This window comes from Rhodoferax sp., from assembly GCF_011391645.1.
GTDB lineage: Bacteria > Pseudomonadota > Gammaproteobacteria > Burkholderiales > Burkholderiaceae_C > Rhodoferax.
On the sequence record NZ_JAABQC010000064.1, the window covers coordinates 1 to 16271 of the forward strand.

Below are 16271 nucleotides of genomic sequence, written 5' to 3' on the forward strand. Positions count from 1 at the left end.
GGCAGGACGTCATTGAGGCAGCGCGTGTGGCCCAGCGGACAAACGCGCTCGAAGCAGGGCGCGCAGTCCAGCGGTGGCTGGTAGCTGGCGTCCAACTTGAGCCACAGCACCTTCGCCAGGTCATTGAGCGGTGGTGTGTGAAGCGGACTGCTGGAACCAAAAATCGCCACCTGCGCCACCCCAAAGCCAGCCGCGACGTGCATCAAGCCGGAGTCATTGCTCACCAAGCTCTTGCAGGCTGAAATCACGGCCAGGGCTTGTGCCAGGGTGGTTTTTCCTGCCAGATTGATGCAGTGGCCCGGTCGCCGAGCGTTGACCGGGTCGGCAATGGCGGCGCACAGGGCAAACTCCTTGCCGGACCCTAAAAGCACCACCGGCAAGTCAAGTTGTTCTGCGAGCGTGGCAAAGTGGGCGGCGGGCCAGCGTTTGGCTTCACCGTATTCGGCACCGGGCGCAAACACGTGGTAGCCCATGCGTGTCAGACGCAAAGCCTGCAAGGCGGCATCCACTTCTTGCGCTGCGAGGTGCAACTGCGGCCGGTCGCCCGCCACGTCCGCATCGCCACTCAAGGCCGAATAAAAAGCCACCATCGGCGGGCGCTCCCCTTTGGCCGGATTTTTCAGGCGCCGCGTCAACACCCCGACGCGCGCCTCACCCAGATAACCGACCCGTTCAGGAATGCCCGCCAAAAAGGGCAACAGCGCGCTCTTGAAAGAGTTGGGGCAGATGATGGCGCTGTCAAACTGGTCCTTGATCTGCCGGGCCAGCTGCCAACGCTGCCGCCATTGCAGACCACCGTGGGCAAATGGGAATTCAATGACGTCTGCCACCTGCGACATCGCGCGGTACACCGGCGCCACCCAGGGCAGCGCCCCGACCGTGAGCCGTTCACCGCGCGCGTGCAGGCGGCGCAGCAGCGGCTCGGTCATCACCGCGTCGCCAATCCACTGCGGAGCGATGATGAGTGAGCGCTTCAAGCCGTTCAAAGGCTGAAATTAATTGGGATCTGACCCCAATTAATGGCCGTGAAAATGCTCGCCTTCCTTGAGCTTGTACACCGTGCCGCAATAGGCGCACTTGGCCTGGCCGCTGTGGGCCACGTCCAGATACACCTTGGGGTGGCTGTTCCACAGCTTCATGTCAGCCAGCGGGCTGGGGCAATACACGCCGCCTTGAGGGTTGAGGTCTTTGGCCAGCAGTTCTACGGTTGCAGTTGTCATGTTTATTCTCCTGATTGGTCCGGGATGGCGCTGTCTCAGACCTTGGTCAGCCAGTGGGCATATTTGGGGTTGCGGCCGTTGACGATGTCAAAGAACGCGCTCTGGATTTTTTCGGTGATCGGGCCGCGGGTGCCCACATAGCCGGCCTTGCCCAGCTCGATGCGGTCCAGCTCGCGAATGGGCGTGATCTCGGCCGCGGTGCCGCTGAAGAAAGCCTCGTCGCAGATATATATCTCGTCGCGGGTAATGCGTTTTTGCACCACCTCAATACCAAGGTCCTTGCAGATGTGCAGCACGGTGTTGCGGGTGATGCCGTTGAGCGCGCCGGCGGACAAATCAGGCGTGTAGACCACGCCGTCTTTCACCACAAAAACGTTTTCGCCGGAGCCCTCACTGACGAAGCCGTTGGCGTCGAGCAGCATGGCCTCGTCGTAGCCGTCATCCAGCGCCTCGGTGTTGGCCAGGATGGAATTGGTGTAGTTGCTCACCGCCTTGGCCTGCGTCATGGTGATGTTGACGTGGTGGCGGGTGTAGCTTGAAATCTTGACGCGGATGCCGCGCGTCATACCTTCGTCGCCCAGGTAGGCGCCCCAGGCCCAGGCCGCCACCATCAGGTGAATGTGGTTGCCCTTGGGGCTGACGCCGAGCTTGCGGCTGCCGATCCAGCTCAAGGGGCGCAGGTAGCAGGACTCGAGCTTGTTGGCACGCACCACATCGACTTGCGCCTGCATGATTTGCTCTTTGCTGAACGGAATCGCCATGCGCAAAATCTTGGCGCTGTTGAGCAGGCGTTGGGTGTGCTCTTCGAGCCGGAAAATCGCGGTGCCGTCGGCCGTTTTGTAAGCGCGCACCCCCTCAAACACACCACAACCGTAGTGCAGGGTATGGGTCAGCACGTGGATCTTGGCATCACGCCATTCCACCATCTGGCCATCCATCCAGATTTTTCCATCGCGGTCAGACAAGTCGGGGGGCAGGGGAGTCATCGGTTGTTCCTTCAAATTAGGGGCAGGCGGCAAGATTGGGATTTTACGGGCCCCGCGAACCACCGCTCGGACAATTCAGGATTTTGCTGGTCGCACCAGCCAGCGCAAGGCCACGACCGGGCCGCGCAGGCGTTAGGCACTGCTGTTATGACTCCAGCAAAAGCCCTGAGCTTGAATTGGCCACCCGTTGCCACTAAAGTCAGGTGCGTTTTTCATAGTTTTTCAAGGAGCCCATGGTATGAGGTCAATGCTGATTTGCCTGTTGTTTGGTTGCGCCAGCGCATTTGCTGCCGACACGCCCACCGAGCCCGAACCCTCGGCGGCGCAGCGCATGGAGGCAGGCCGCAACGCGATCGAAGCCAAAAAATGGTCGGTCGCCATCACCGAATTCAAAGCCGCCGTGAAGGAGGAACCCCGCAATGCCGATGCGCACAACCTGCTGGCCTACAGTTTTCGCAAGCAGGCCAAACCGGATTTGGCGAAAGCGTTTGAGCACTACCGCACGGCGCTCAAACTCAACCCTGACCACAAGGGCGCGCACGAATACATCGGCGAAGCCTATTTGATGGACAAGAAACCGGCCGAGGCCGAGAAACATCTGGCTGATCTGGAGAGAATTTGCGGTAACAAGACCTGCGAGGAATACGTTGACCTGGCGGGTGCCATCGCCCAGTACAAGTTGCAGCAGTAGATTTTTCAGAGTTTGATTCAATCACCGGGCCACAACCTGCTGCTGGTCGCGGCCCGGTTCAAGCCTGTCAAGCCTTCGGCAGGATCACCTTGTCGATCACGTGAATCACGCCGTTGCTGGCAAAGACATCGGTCGCACTGATGCCGGCCACCCGGGCACGCTGGTCAGTGATCTTCAATGACGCATCAATGGTGAAGGTTTCGCCCTGCACCGATGTGATCGGCGCGCCGATGGGAACCTCAGCCTTGAGCACGCGGGCGGCCACGACGTGGTAGGTCAACACCTTGGTCAGCAGTGCGGTGTTGGCAAACAGATCGTCCTTGGACACGTTGAGCTCGGTCAACGCTGCAGCGAAGGCCGCATTGGTCGGGGCAAACACGGTGAACGGGCCGGGACCCTGTAGCGTGCTGACCAGGCCGGCGGCAACAACGGCCTCGACCAGGATGCTGAACTCGGGCGCGAGGCTTTGAGCCATGGCCACGATGTCCTTGTCGGAGGGCAGCAGAACCTTGTCGATCACATGAATCACGCCATTGCTGGCAGCCACATCGGTGGCGGTGATGTTGGACACACGGTTGCTCTCGTCGGTGATCTTGAGCCCCCCGCTGCTTTCAATCTTGAACACACCGGTCTCCACCGTCGTAATGGTCTTGCCCACAGGCACGCTGGCAGCAGGCACCTTGGCAGCCAGGACGTGGTAGGTCAACACCCTGGTCAGCAGGGCCTTGTTGGCAAGCAGCTGATCCTTTGTGATTTTCAGTTCCACCAGCAATGCAGCAAATGCGGTGTTGGTCGGCGCGAACACAGTGAACGGGCCGGGGCTCTTCAAGGTTTCCACCAAGCCCGCAGCGACCACCGCTTCAACCAAAATGCTGAACTGCGGGTCAGCCGAGAGCACACCCACGATGTCAGGCGTAGGGATCGCGTCATTGCCACCGCCACAAGCGGCGAGCGCAGCCGCGGCGGTTGCGGCGAGGGACAGTTTCAAAAAGTTTCTTTTGGCCAATGACTGCATGGTGGAACTCCTTAAGTTGCCAGGCCTTTACAGGCTTTGGCGGGTTAAAAATGATGGGCTTTAATGATAAATACCCAAACGTATCCTTGTGCACGTTATGGTTATTTATAATACCGTTCAGTCACTTTGACGCTTATGCAGTCTTCCCTGGCATCCGCAGGCAACTGTCAAATCGCCCTCGTTGAGAAAAGCAGTTTTGAACTTCAGGCATTTCAGAACCCAAACTGAAGCATCAAATTTGGCAAATATTGCAAAAAATTACATTGTTCCGCTGTGACAACAATGGGACACTACTGATTTTTCAGGAGAATTTCATGATCCACATGACCAGCTGGCGCACTTCACTTGCCACCGGCAGCCTGTTGCTCTTGGCTTGCAGCCTTGGCGTGCAAGCACAGACGACTTCCAATAATTCGCAGAACCCTACCCCGCGCCAAGCGGCTACCGCGCGCTATGAGGCCGACAAGAAACTCTGCGCAGAGGAGGCCTCGTCAGAGGCACGGCTGCAGTGCCGCCGTGATGCCAAAACGGTTTATGACAAGGCAATCGCCGCCCTCGCGCCTGCCAAGGCATCGACGCAGCCGGTTGTGTGCACCACTTGCGGCAAGGTCACGGCGGTGCGGGTCACCGAAAAAGCCGGTGACAGCAATGCGCTTGGACTGATTGCTGGCGGCGTGGCTGGTGCCGCGTTGGGAAATCAGATTGGCGGCGGCACAGGTAAAACTCTGGCCACCATTGCCGGCGCGGCCGGTGGTGCTTATGCCGGCAAGAAGGTCCAGGAGAATATGAACGCCACCAAGGTCTGGACGGTGAGTGTGCGATACAACGACGGCAGCACGGCTGAATTCAACTACGAGCAGGACCCCGGATTCAAGTCCGGCGATGCAGTGCGCAAGTCAGGCGACGGGCTGGTGCGTAACTGATCAGTTGGGTCTGACCCTCAAACTTATAAGCTTCTCACCACTTCCATGGCCTGTTCGACGCGCTCCACGGCGTGAATGGTCAGGCCTTCAAAGTCTTTCGACTTGAGGTTTTTTGGCAGGTTGGCTTTGGGCACCACTGCGACACTGAAGCCCAGTTTTGCGGCTTCCTTCAGGCGCTCCTGACCGCGCGGCGCCGGTCGCACCTCACCGGCCAGGCCGACCTCACCAAAGGCAAAGAAGCCTTTGGGAAGCGGTTTGCCACGCAAACTTGACGTGATCGCCAGCAACACCGCCAGGTCGGCCGCAGGTTCGCTGATGCGAACGCCACCGACCGCGTTGACAAACACGTCCTGGTCCATGCAGGCCACCCCGGCATGGCGGTGCAGCACCGCCAGCAGCATGGCCAGGCGGTCTTTGTCCAGCCCCACACTCAGGCGCCTTGGAGAAGGTCCGCCGCTGTCCACCAGCGCCTGGATTTCGACCAGCATCGGGCGCGTGCCCTCCAACGTGACCATGACACAACTGCCCGGCACCGGCTCGGGGTGCTGGCTCAGAAAAATGGCGCTCGGGTTGCTGACGCCTTTCAACCCTTTTTCGGTCATGGCAAAGACACCAATCTCGTTGACCGCGCCAAACCGGTTCTTGATGGCCCGCACCAGCCTGAAGCTGCTGTGGGTGTCGCCCTCAAAGTACAGCACGGTATCGACCATGTGCTCCAGCACGCGCGGCCCCGCCAGCGCGCCTTCTTTGGTGACGTGGCCGACCAGCACAATGCTGGTGGCCCGGCCCTGCGGCTTGTCGTCTGAGCGCCCGCTGGCTTTGGCATAGCGCGTCAGGTGCGCGGCGCATTCACGCACCTGGGCCACAGAACCGGGCGCCGAGGTGAGCTGGTCGGAATAGACCGTCTGGATCGAGTCGATCACCGCCACGTCAGGCTGCATGGCCTCCAGCGTGGCCAGGATTTTGTCCAGCCCGATTTCAGCCAGCACCTTCACTTGTGAGCCGTCCAGCCCGAGGCGGCGTGCCCGCAAGGCCACTTGGGCACCGCTTTCTTCACCGGTCACATACAGCGTGCTCTGGCCGCTGCGCTGCAGCGAGTCCAGCGCCTGCAACAGCAGGGTTGATTTGCCGATGCCGGGGTCGCCGCCAATCAGCACCACGCCGCCTTCGACCATGCCGCCGCCCAGCACCCGGTCGAGTTCCTCATGGCCGGTGGGGGTGCGCGCCATGTCAACCGCGTCAATGTCGCCCAGAACGGCAATTTCGGCGGTTTTGGCCAGCGAGGCAAAGCGGTTTTTGACCGGCGAAGCGCTCTCTGGCGCTGATTCAACCAGCGTGTTCCAGGCATTGCAGCTGGGGCATTTGCCCTGCCATTTGGGACTGGTGCCGCCGCAGTCGGAGCAAACGTAGTGGGTTTTTTCTTTGGCCATGACGGCATGTTACTGGATAAAACCACAGACAACACAGCCGAACCAGCACCTCACCACTGCACCAGTTGCACCTCACCCGACTCGGAGGCCATCACGGCGCGTGAACCTGGCAGCGGGCTCACGCTGGGTCGCAGGTCGTGCGCAAACGGGATGCGCAGCAACTCACGGCCGTCATCCAGCGCCAGCACATGCAGCACGTGGTTCATGTCCAGGCAATAGAGCTTGTCTTCTAACGTGACCAGTTCGGCCATCATGTGACCCCAATTGTCCGCATGGTTGCCGTAGCGCGTGGTCTGGTGGCGCCAGCGCACTTTGCCACTACCCACATCAATCGCGTAAATCCATCCGGTGGGCGACCACAGGTAGGCGCCCTCGCCCGCCACATGGTGCGAGTTGATGAAGTTGCCGGCCTTGAATTTCCAGAGAATCTTGCCACTTTCAACGTTGATGCCATAGAGCAACTCGGTGTACGTGCCCGCCACCAGCACCTCGCCGCTGACGTACATCTGGCGGATATATTGCCATTCCTTGCTGTCGTCGAGCTGCCATTTGAGCGCGCCGTTCGCCTTGTTCAAGGCATACAGCAGGCCGTTGCCCGGGCCAAAAAACACGGTGTCACCCGCCACGGTGGGCGCATAACTGGCCAGCGTGTCGGGGGTTCCGGCAAAGCGCCAGTCGATGGCACCGGTGCGGTTGTCGATGGCCAGCAATTCATGGCCGTCGCCCACATAGGTTCTCTCGGGTGTGACGAATGGCGTGCCCACCTGAATATGCGCCTTGTGCAACCAGCGCGGCTTGCCGTCCTTGACCTGCCAGGCCCCCAACTCCTGCTGGCCGCCGGTAATGACCGACAGCCCGGCCGCGCGCGGACGGTAAACGGCGTCGCTGCTGAGGTGGTGCGGCACGTTCCAGACCGGCGTCCTGCGCTGCGGGTCAATGCGGCCCAAGGTCTTGTCGCCGCTGAACAAAATCTGCCCGTTCAGCAAAGCCAGAGGCACCAAGGTGCTGTTGCCAGTGGCCCAACGCCTGAGCACCCTGGGTTTTTGGGTTGCTGCAAAAACAACAGAAGCGGGCAAAAGCCCAGCGGCTGCAAGAGCCGCCACACATTGGCGGCGGCTCAAATTGCCAGATGCCATCAATCGCACTTGGCCCCTTGCTTGATCCAGGCGCTCAGAATGGTGGTGTTCGGGTGGTCACGCGCCTCGGAGGGTGCGATTCCGGGTGGCATGCGGTCTTCCGCCAGGTGCTGCCAGACAAAACTGGCAGCGGGGTCGCCAGGAACGATGACCTTGGTGGCCTTGTCCACACCCTTGGCCACCGAGTCTGCGCCCAGCATGATGCCGGCGTAAGTGTTCAGGTTCAACTCATGAAAACTCGGGGGTTCCTGGTTGGACATGTGGCATGCGGTGCAGGCAGGTGTGTTGGGGCCGAAGGCGTTGGCTTTTTTGAACAGCGGCAGGACTTTCTTTTTGAAGTTGTCATCGTTCTTGGCGCCATCGGTAATCCATTGCTTGACCAGCATGTGGTTCGGTGTGAAGGTGGAATTCTCAAAACCCTGACCCAAGGGCATGCGGTTGTTGCGCAGGCGGCGGATGAGGATGTCGCGCTTGGGGTCGGTACCGGGCGTGAACAGCACGTGTTTCGGAGACTCGGTGGACCCTTCGATCAAGCCCTTGCAGGTTGACAAGTCCAGCCCACGGTAACTCTGGGTAGGGTCATTGGAGTTATGGCACACCGTGCAAGCCACGCCGGGACCAAAGGCATTGGGCGTGTTCATCAGGGTGTTGATGTACTTGTAGGTAATGGGAATACTGCGCTTGATGATCAGCTCCTGCACCACATGGTCATCGGCACCGCCCTCGCTGATCTTGCCCTCTTTCATGTCATGGATGAACTGTTCTGCGATGGTGCGCTTGCCAGACGGCTTGTCGTCAGCATGGCCCATGCCCGCGAAGGCCAGACCGAGGCCGACAACACAAGTCACCTTGGCAAGCCGGGAAAGCCAATGTTTGACGGATGGATGGCACTGCATTTGAATCTCCTTGGTATGCGTACATGTGAATATTAAAAGTCTTAAGACATATTAATGCCAGGGGTTTTCGCTAACAAAAGTTACAAACCGTCACAATTCTGCTGATACAAGATGAAAAACTAACGCACTTGCGCGTCATTCACGGATCAAGCCATGGCCTCATGGGGCGTGCCCGCCTTGTGCGCTGGGCGCGACATATCGCAAGGCGCCGTCCTTGACCTTGTGATAACTTGCGAACTTCAATGACAAATCCGGACAAAGGCTTGAACCCGGCCGACACCACACATAGGCCCGACGAGGCAGTCGGGCTCAGCGCAGCGCAAGCAGCCCAGGCGCTACAGGACGATGGCCCCAACGAATTGCCCGACGCGCAAAAGCGGGGTCTGCTGGCCATTGCGCGCGAAACGCTGGCTGACCCCATGTTTGCCCTGCTGCTGGCCGCTGGCGTGCTGTACCTGGTGCTGGGTGACTTGCAGGAGGGACTGGTGCTGTTCGGGCTGGTGCTGGTGGTGCTGGCCCTGACCCTTTACCAGGAGGGCAAGACCGAGCGCGCCATCGAATCCTTGCGTGACCTCACCAGCCCGCGCGCGCTGGTACTGCGCGAAGGCGCTGCGCTGCGCATTGCCGGGCGCGAGGTGGTCGTCGGCGATGTGCTGATACTCGCCGAGGGCGACCGCGTGCCGGCCGACGCGGTGCTGGTTCAGGGCACCGAGGTGCAGGTGGATGAATCGCTGCTCACCGGCGAGCCTTTGCCTGTGGACAAGGTGGCGGCGTCTGCCAAAGCTGGCGTGGAAGTCTCGCCTGAGTCAGCCCTGTTCTCGGGCACCTTGCTGGTGCGCGGGCAGGGGATGGCGCGCGTGACCGCCACCGGCAGGCACAGCGAAATTGGCCGCATCGGACAGGCGCTCGGCGGCTTGACGACAGAGACATCACCGCTCAAACAACAAATGGCGCGCCTCGTCAAGGTGCTGGCGCTGGTGGCGTTGGGTGCGAGCCTGTTTTTGCTGGCGGCCTATGGGCTGATGCGCGGCGACTGGCTGGCGGCCTTGCTGGCGGCCATTGCGCTGGCCATGGCCCTGCTGCCGCAGGAATTCACGGTGGTGCTGACCGTGATCCCGGCGCTTGGCGCCTGGCGCCTGTCCAAACAAAATGTGCTGACCCGGCGCATTGCCGCCATTGAAACGCTGGGGGCCACCAGCGTCTTGTGCGTGGACAAAACCGGCACCCTGACCGAAAACCGCATGACGGTGAGCGAACTCTACGTGCCACAACCTCAGGCGCAGCCTGCCACGGGCACCACCGAAAGCAAACTTTGCGAGCAGGCTGACAGCCTGGCGATTGACTACGGCGCCACCATCGATTTGCACGAGTGCTTCCACGCGCTGGTGGAATATTCCATTCTGGCCAGCGTGACCGACCCGTTTGATCCGATGGAAAAGGCCTTTCACCGGCTGGGGCAACACTTCCTGCAAGACACCGAACATTTGCACCGCGACTGGACGCTGATGCAAACCTACGGATTGACACCCGAGCTGCGCGCCATGTCGCACGTCTGGCAGGCGCGCATGGGTGATGCCCATGTGGTGGCGGCCAAGGGCGCACCCGAGGCCATCATGGACCTGTGCCATCTGGATGGCCCAACCCAGGAAAGCATTGCCGGCGCGGTCGACGCCATGGCCGCCAAAGGCCTGCGCGTGCTGGGCGTGGCGCGGGCCCGTTTTGAAGGACAGGACTGGCCGGCGATCGAGCACGACTTTGACTTTGAATTCATCGGTCTGCTGGGGCTGGCCGACCCGCTGCGCGCCGAAATCCCGCAAGCCGTGGCTGAGGCCCGCAACGCCGGCATCCGGGTGGTGATGATCACCGGCGACTATCCCGCCACCGCCCTGGCGATAGCCCGTCAGGCCGACCTCAAGCTTGCGGCTGATGGACTCCTCACCGGCGATGCCCTGGCCAATTTGACCGACGTCGAGTTGCAACAGCGCATGGGCGAAGTGAGCATTTGCGCCCGCATTGCACCCGCACAAAAGCTGCGCATCGTGCAGGCCCTCAAGGCGGCTGGCGAGGTGGTGGCCATGACCGGCGACGGTGTCAACGACGCTCCCGCCCTGAAGGCCGCGCATGTGGGCGTGGCCATGGGCGGGCGCGGCACCGACGTGGCGCGCGAGGCCGCCTCCATCGTGCTGCTGGACGACAACTTTGCCTCGATCGTCGGCGCAGTGCGGCTGGGACGGCGCATTTTTGACAATCTGCGCAAGTCCATGTCCTACATTCTGGCGGTGCATGTGCCGATCGCCGGCATGGCGCTGCTGCCGGTGCTGCTGGGCTGGCCCACCGTGCTGTACCCGCTGCACATCGCGTTTCTGGAACTGGTGATTGACCCGGCCTGCTCCATGGTGTTCGAGAACGAACCCGCCGAGAAAGATGTGATGCAGCGCCCGCCGCGTGATGTGACGCAGCCGCTATTTGGGGGCATGACACTGGTGCTGGCGCTGCTCCAAGGTCTGGGCGCATTGGCCGTGGTGATGCTGGCCACCGCCTGGGGCGCCACCCAATTGACCGAAGGCAGCGCGCGCGCCCTGGCCTTTGCCGTGCTGGTGTTCACCAACCTGGCGCTGATTTTTTCCAACCGCAGCCGCGCCGGCTCGCTGTGGGCCAGCCTGTGGGTGCCCAACCGCACGCTGTGGTGGGTGGTGGCAGCCGCCCTGAGCCTGCTCGGGCTGGTGCTTTATGTGCCGTGGTTGGCTTCCCTGTTTTTGTTCGAGCCGTTGCCCATCGCCTGGCTGGCAAGCGCTGCCGGTTTGGGCCTGGCCAGCGTGCTGTGGTTTGAGTTACTGAAAGCACTCAAACACAAAATGGCGCCATAATGGCACCAAGATCCATTTTGGAGCCATTATGCCAAACCTTTCCATCAAAGACGTGCCTGAAGCCTGGGCTCAAGCGCTGCGCGAGCGCGCCGCGCGCAACCACCGCTCGCTGCAAGGTGAACTCATGGCACTGATCCAGCGCGTGGTCGAACCAGAATCATTGCCTTTGGCAAATACCGCCAAGCCCCTGACCAGCCGACGGCAGGGCTGGAAAACGGTGGAGCAAATTGCGGCAGAGTTGAAAGCCAAGAACCCCAACGGGCCCGTTCTGGGCCAACCGCTGGGCGTTGACATTATTCGGGAAGACCGGGATTCAAGATGAGCAGCCTGGCACGCGGTTTGTATGTGGCAGAACCCCCGCAGCACTATCTGGTGCGCCCCAGCCTGGTGGTGGATTGCAGCGTTCTAGCGGGGCTTTTGTTTCAGGAACACTGGCTTGTGCAAGCGCAAGCCCGCATTGAGGGGCACAGCTTGAAGGCCCCCTGGTTACTGGACCATGAAATTGCCAATGTGGCAGTCAAAAAACACCGAGCCGGTTTTACCGAACTGGCGAAAGAAGGCCTGCTCGCCTACGCCGACATGGACGTTGAACGGTTTGAAACATCGCCATTAGATGTTTATGCGCTGGCCACTCGCTACCAGCTGAGCGCCTATGACGCGTCCTACCTCTGGCTGGCCGCCGAACTCACCTGCCCGCTGGCCACCTTTGACGAAAAACTGGCCATTGCCGCACAAGCGCATTTGAGCAGCTTGCCCTGAGCACTCTAATCAGTTGGGGTCAGAGCACGTCGCTACGCGAGTGGTCTGACCCGCAAGCCGCTCCAATTAGTTGGGGTCAGAGCTCGTCGCTACGCGAGTGGTCTGACCCACAAGGAATCAGTCGCTCACCTGCACCGGCACCCGCTGTGCCAGCGCGCACATCAGCTCGTAGCCCAGCGTGCCAGCCGCCTGCGCCACCTCATCAATGCCCAGCACCGCGCCATTGGCCGCACGCCCCCACAACGTTACCTCGGTGCCCATGCCGGCCTCGGGCACCGGCGTCAGATCGACGGTGACCATGTCCATGCTGACGCGCCCGATCAGCCGGCAGCGCACGCCCGCCACCAGTACCGGCGTGCCGGTGGGGCACACGCGCGGGTAGCCGTCGGCATAACCGCAGGCCACCACGCCCACGCGCATGGGTGCCTCAGCCACAAACTTCGAGCCATAACCCACGCTGGCACCCGGCAGGATGTCCTGAATGCCAATGATTTTTGCCGCCAGGGTCATGGCGGGCTGCAAGCCCCAGTCCCCTGCCAGGTGCTCGGGGTGGTCGGGCGAACTGCCATACAGGCTGATGCCGGGCCGAATCCAGTCAGATAAGGTGACCGTGTCGGCGTGGCGCAGGCTGGCGGCACTGTTGCTCAAAGAGCGCTCGCCGGGCAAGTCACGGGTGACCTCGGCAAAGCACGCCATTTGTGCGGCAACGCCCTGGCCGCCGTCGGCATCGCTGAAGTGCGTCATGAGCGAGATCTCGTCAACCTGCGGCAAGGCGTTGAGGCGCGCCCAGGCACTGCGGTAACGCGCCGGGGTAAAGCCCAGCCGGTTCATGCCCGAATTCATTTTCAGGAACACCCGGTGGCCCACATGCGTCTTGCAGGCCGCCAGCATGTCGATCTGCTCGTCGCAATGCACCGTGTGCCACAGGTCGAGACGCGAGCAAAGCTCCAGATCGCGCGGCTCGAACACCCCTTCCAGCAGCAAAATAGGACCACGCCATCCCAAATCGCGCACGCGCTGGGCTTCTGCCAGGTCCAGCAGGGCAAAGCCATCGGCGCTGCGCAGGCCCTCGAACACACGCTCAATGCCATGGCCATAGGCATTGGCCTTGACCACCGCCCACACTTTGGCATCTGGGGCGGCCTGACGGTTGCGCGCCAGGTTGTGCTGCAGCGCAGCGGGGTGGATGGTGGCGAGTATCGGGCGGGGCATAAAAGGTCTGGGGAAATTGGGTAGGGCTGATTTTGACACTGCAATGGCGTGCTATAACCCGTAACGTTTGGAGACATGTAACCCCCCAAAGCGCCACCCCTGAGCGCTTGCAAAAACCAATTGATGAAACGCGGCTTCTTCACCATCATGTCAGCGCAGTTTTTCAGCTCGCTGGCCGACAATGCCTTGTTCGTCGCCGCCGTGCAATTGCTGCGCACCAGCAAAGCGCCGGAGTGGCAACAGGCCGCCCTGGTGCCCATGTTTGCACTGTTTTACGTGGTTTTGGCGCCTTTTGTGGGGGCATTTGCCGACTCCATGCCCAAAGGCCGGGTCATGCTGGTGAGCAATTTCATCAAGGTGGCGGGCTGCCTCATGATGCTGTTTGGCACCCACCCGCTGCTGGCCTATGCCGTGGTGGGCTTGGGCGCCGCCGCCTATTCGCCGGCCAAATACGGCATCCTGACAGAGCTGTTGCCAGCATCGCAACTGGTCAAGGCCAACGGCTGGATTGAGGGGCTGACAATTGGCTCGATCATTCTCGGCGTGCTGCTGGGCGGGCAACTGGTGGGCCACCATCTGTCACGCTATCTGCTGGCCATTGACATCCCGGGCATTGACACCGGCATCAACAACCCGGCCGAGGCAGCGATTTCGGTGCTTATTTTTGTGTATTTTGTGGCCGCCTGGTTCAACACCCACATTCCGCTCACGGGCGTGCTGATGCGCCCCATGCCCAAGCCCCGGCACCTGCTGGCGCTGTTGCCCGATTTCTGGACCTGCAACGCCCGCTTGTGGCGTGACAAGCTCGGCCAGATCTCGCTCGCTGCCACCACGCTGATCTGGGGCGTGGCGGGCAATTTGCGTTTCATTGTGCTGGCCTGGGCGGCGGCGGCGCTGGGCTACTCGGTCACGCAGGCGTCTGCCTTGCAGGGCGTGGTGGCGATTGGCATGGCAGCCGGGGCCGTGGTGGCCTCCATGCGCATGCGGCTGGAAGATGGACCGCGTGTGATCACGCTGGGCATTGTCATGGGCATACTGATCATCGGCCTGATTTTCATCACCAATGTCTGGGTGGCGGCACCGTTCCTCATTTTGCTGGGCGCTTTGGGCGGCTTTTTGGTGGTGCCCATGAACGCGCTGCTGCAGCACCGCGGCCACAACCTGATGGGCGCCGGCCGCTCAATTGCGGTGCAAAACTTCAACGAGCAGGCGTGCATCTTGTTTCTGGGCGCGCTCTACAGCCTGTCAACCGGGCTGGGTTTGCCCACCTTTGCCGCCATCACCGGATTTGGTGTGGTGATCGCCGGCTTCATGTGGCTGATCCGCCGCTGGCACGCCCGCAACCTGGCACAGCACAGCGAGGAAGTTGACCGGCTGCTGGCGATTGCCCGCAACGACAAGGCCCATGGCTGATTTCATGGCCAACGGGGTGTCATAAATACTTTTTGGTTTGGAGAACTCATGACGACTGTGTACGACTTTGAAGCGCTCTCGATCGACGGCAAGACTGTGGCACTGAAAAATTTTCAGGGCAAGGCGCTGTTGATCGTCAACACCGCCAGCGCCTGCGGCTTCACACCGCAGTTTGCCGGCTTGGAAAAACTGCATGAAACCTACGGGCCGCAAGGCTTGGTGGTGCTGGGTTTTCCCTGTAACCAGTTTGGCGCGCAAGACGCGGGCAGCAACAGTGAAATCGCCGGGTTTTGCCAACTCAACTATGGCGTCACCTTCCCGATGATGGCCAAAATCGAGGTCAACGGCGCTGGTGCCCACCCGCTCTACCAGTGGCTGGCGGCTGAAGCACCCGGCCTGCTGGGCAGCAAATCGATCAAATGGAACTTCACCAAGTTCCTGGTCGGCAAGGACGGCCAGGTGCTCAAGCGTTACGCCCCCACCGACACGCCGGAAAGCCTGAAGAAAGACATCAAGGCCGCGCTGGAGGCCTGATCTGATCGAATCGGTTCAGCTGCCGGGTTTGGGCTTTGCGTCAGCAAATGCATCGTCTGCATCGGGCTCGCCCAGTTGCCTCATGATCTGCTTGCGCGCTGCATTGCGCAACTGCAGCGCGGCCTGCCAGTTGTCCTGATTGCCCTGCGCCATCAGTGGTTCGCCCACCAGCACTTTCAGGCTGCTGTGATGCGGCTGCAGGGAGTCGTCGGGCAGCAGGGCGCGGGTCCCGGTAAGCGTCACGGGCACCACCGTTGCGCCAGTGGTCGCGGCGATCAGGAAGGCGCCCATGCGAAACGGCAACAAGCCCGGCTCGCCACGAAAGGTGCCTTCGGGGAAGAACACCAGCGACTCGCCTTCGCGCACACGCGCTTCCAGGATGTGCGTGTCCTCGACACCGCGTGCACCGTCAAAGCGTTCGACGAAGGCCGCGCCCAGCCGACGCAGCGGGATGGCGGCGAAAGGGTTGCCCAGCAGTTCCTGCTTGCCGACAAAGGCGAAGCGGGGCGGCAGGACCGCGGTCAGGATCAGGCCGTCAAGGTAACTGGCGTGGTTGGCCACAATGAGCAGCGGGTGCCCGGCCTTCGCAGTGAGGGTTGTCAGCCCTTCCACTTGGGGGCTCAGTCGGGTCAGCATCAACGCCAGTCGGGCGCAGGCCCTGGCTGCATGACGCCGCAATAGCAGCCCTGGCGCCAGGGCGATCAAGACCCAGGCCAGCGGCACAAGGGTGGCAAATACCACCCAGGCCCAGATGCGCCAGCCAAGAGTGGTGATGCGGTGGATGCTTTGCTCGGCCCGCGCGGCCAAGCCGACCCAGAACAAGCGCAGCATTTGCTGCCAAGGTGCGCGTTGCGTGGTGATCAGTGCGCCGCGTTCGTAGAGCTCGCGGCAGGCGGCGCGGCGGATCTTGCCGCTGGAGGTTTTCAGCACGCTGCGCGGCGGCGCCAGCACGATATCGTCGGCCGGCAGGCCGATCAGGTCGAGCGCGAGGCGGTTGATCTCCGCGAGGATGCGGTTGCGCGCCTCGGCATCACGTTCAAGTGTCTCGGCCAGTACCACCAGCCGCTCGCTGCCGGTGCGCGGGTCTGTGGCGGGAAACACCGCGACGCCACCGCGACGCACGCCATCGACATGGGAGGCGGCTTCTTCCAGTTCCTGCGGATAGATGTTGTGCCCGCCACGGATGATG

General features: G+C 61.5%; 16 protein-coding genes. 7 read left to right on the forward strand and 9 right to left on the reverse strand.

What is annotated here, in order from left to right; all coding sequences use genetic code 11:
• The 3 genes from waaF to GPS82_RS09175 all read right to left on the reverse strand — a co-directional run.
• Positions 1–977: lipopolysaccharide heptosyltransferase II (gene waaF, locus GPS82_RS09165; RefSeq protein WP_296493659.1), on the reverse strand; the 977-nt coding region annotated here is incomplete at its 3' end.
• Between the two features lie 39 nt (positions 978–1016).
• The gene (locus GPS82_RS09170) at positions 1017–1220 is read right to left on the reverse strand and encodes a zinc-finger domain-containing protein (protein WP_296493663.1); all 204 of its coding nucleotides are present in this window, start codon (positions 1218–1220) and stop codon (positions 1017–1019) included.
• A gap of 35 nt (positions 1221–1255) precedes the next feature.
• Positions 1256–2206: a branched-chain amino acid transaminase gene (locus tag GPS82_RS09175; protein ID WP_296493665.1), complete on the reverse strand. Its 951-nt coding sequence runs from the start codon at positions 2204–2206 to the stop codon at positions 1256–1258.
• A gap of 238 nt (positions 2207–2444) precedes the next feature.
• Between GPS82_RS09175 and GPS82_RS09180 the strand changes: the two genes are divergently transcribed.
• Complete coding sequence (locus tag GPS82_RS09180; protein WP_296493668.1) at positions 2445–2897, forward strand: tetratricopeptide repeat protein; 453 nt, start codon at positions 2445–2447, stop codon at positions 2895–2897.
• A 67-nt stretch (positions 2898–2964) separates the two neighbouring features.
• Here the strand turns inward: GPS82_RS09180 and GPS82_RS09185 are convergent, their stop codons facing one another.
• Entirely contained in the window at positions 2965–3912 is a 948-nt protein-coding gene (locus GPS82_RS09185) for a fasciclin domain-containing protein (protein WP_296493671.1), read from the reverse strand.
• A gap of 314 nt (positions 3913–4226) precedes the next feature.
• On the opposite strand from GPS82_RS09185, the gene GPS82_RS09190 reads away from it, so the two are divergent.
• Complete coding sequence (locus GPS82_RS09190; RefSeq protein ID WP_296493673.1) at positions 4227–4835, forward strand: glycine zipper 2TM domain-containing protein; 609 nt, start codon at positions 4227–4229, stop codon at positions 4833–4835.
• Between the two features lie 23 nt (positions 4836–4858).
• Here GPS82_RS09190 and radA read toward each other — a convergent pair whose 3' ends face one another.
• The 3 genes from radA to GPS82_RS09205 form a co-directional block, all read right to left on the reverse strand.
• Complete coding sequence (radA, locus tag GPS82_RS09195) at positions 4859–6265, reverse strand: DNA repair protein RadA (protein WP_296493676.1); 1407 nt, start codon at positions 6263–6265, stop codon at positions 4859–4861.
• A 50-nt stretch (positions 6266–6315) separates the two neighbouring features.
• Entirely contained in the window at positions 6316–7263 is a 948-nt protein-coding gene (locus GPS82_RS09200; protein ID WP_296493698.1) for a PQQ-binding-like beta-propeller repeat protein, read from the reverse strand.
• Between the two features lie 137 nt (positions 7264–7400).
• Positions 7401–8297: a hypothetical protein gene (locus GPS82_RS09205; RefSeq protein ID WP_296493679.1), complete on the reverse strand. Its 897-nt coding sequence runs from the start codon at positions 8295–8297 to the stop codon at positions 7401–7403.
• Between the two features lie 242 nt (positions 8298–8539).
• Between GPS82_RS09205 and GPS82_RS09210 the strand changes: the two genes are divergently transcribed.
• From GPS82_RS09210 to GPS82_RS09220, 3 genes are read left to right on the forward strand one after another with little or no spacing between them, the layout of a single operon-like run.
• The gene (locus tag GPS82_RS09210; protein ID WP_296493681.1) at positions 8540–11164 is read left to right on the forward strand and encodes a cation-translocating P-type ATPase; all 2625 of its coding nucleotides are present in this window, start codon (positions 8540–8542) and stop codon (positions 11162–11164) included.
• Between the two features lie 28 nt (positions 11165–11192).
• The gene (locus GPS82_RS09215) at positions 11193–11486 is read left to right on the forward strand and encodes a hypothetical protein (protein WP_296493683.1); all 294 of its coding nucleotides are present in this window, start codon (positions 11193–11195) and stop codon (positions 11484–11486) included.
• Positions 11483–11923, forward strand: a complete 441-nt coding sequence (locus tag GPS82_RS09220) for a type II toxin-antitoxin system VapC family toxin (RefSeq protein ID WP_296493685.1) — start codon at positions 11483–11485, stop codon at positions 11921–11923. Before GPS82_RS09215 ends, GPS82_RS09220 begins: the two co-directional genes overlap by 4 nt.
• Positions 11924–12040: 117 nt before the next feature.
• On the opposite strand, the gene alr is transcribed toward GPS82_RS09220, so the two are convergent.
• The gene (alr, locus tag GPS82_RS09225; protein WP_296493687.1) at positions 12041–13135 is read right to left on the reverse strand and encodes an alanine racemase; all 1095 of its coding nucleotides are present in this window, start codon (positions 13133–13135) and stop codon (positions 12041–12043) included.
• A gap of 123 nt (positions 13136–13258) precedes the next feature.
• Between alr and lplT the strand changes: the two genes are divergently transcribed.
• Both lplT and GPS82_RS09235 read left to right on the forward strand, forming a co-directional pair.
• Complete coding sequence (gene lplT, locus GPS82_RS09230; protein ID WP_296493690.1) at positions 13259–14548, forward strand: lysophospholipid transporter LplT; 1290 nt, start codon at positions 13259–13261, stop codon at positions 14546–14548.
• Positions 14549–14596: 48 nt separating this feature from the next.
• Complete coding sequence (locus GPS82_RS09235; RefSeq protein ID WP_296493692.1) at positions 14597–15082, forward strand: glutathione peroxidase; 486 nt, start codon at positions 14597–14599, stop codon at positions 15080–15082.
• 15 nt (positions 15083–15097) lie between these two features.
• Here the strand turns inward: GPS82_RS09235 and GPS82_RS09240 are convergent.
• On the reverse strand, positions 15098–16271 hold a 1174-nt coding region (locus GPS82_RS09240; RefSeq protein WP_296493695.1), incomplete at its 5' end, for a 1-acyl-sn-glycerol-3-phosphate acyltransferase.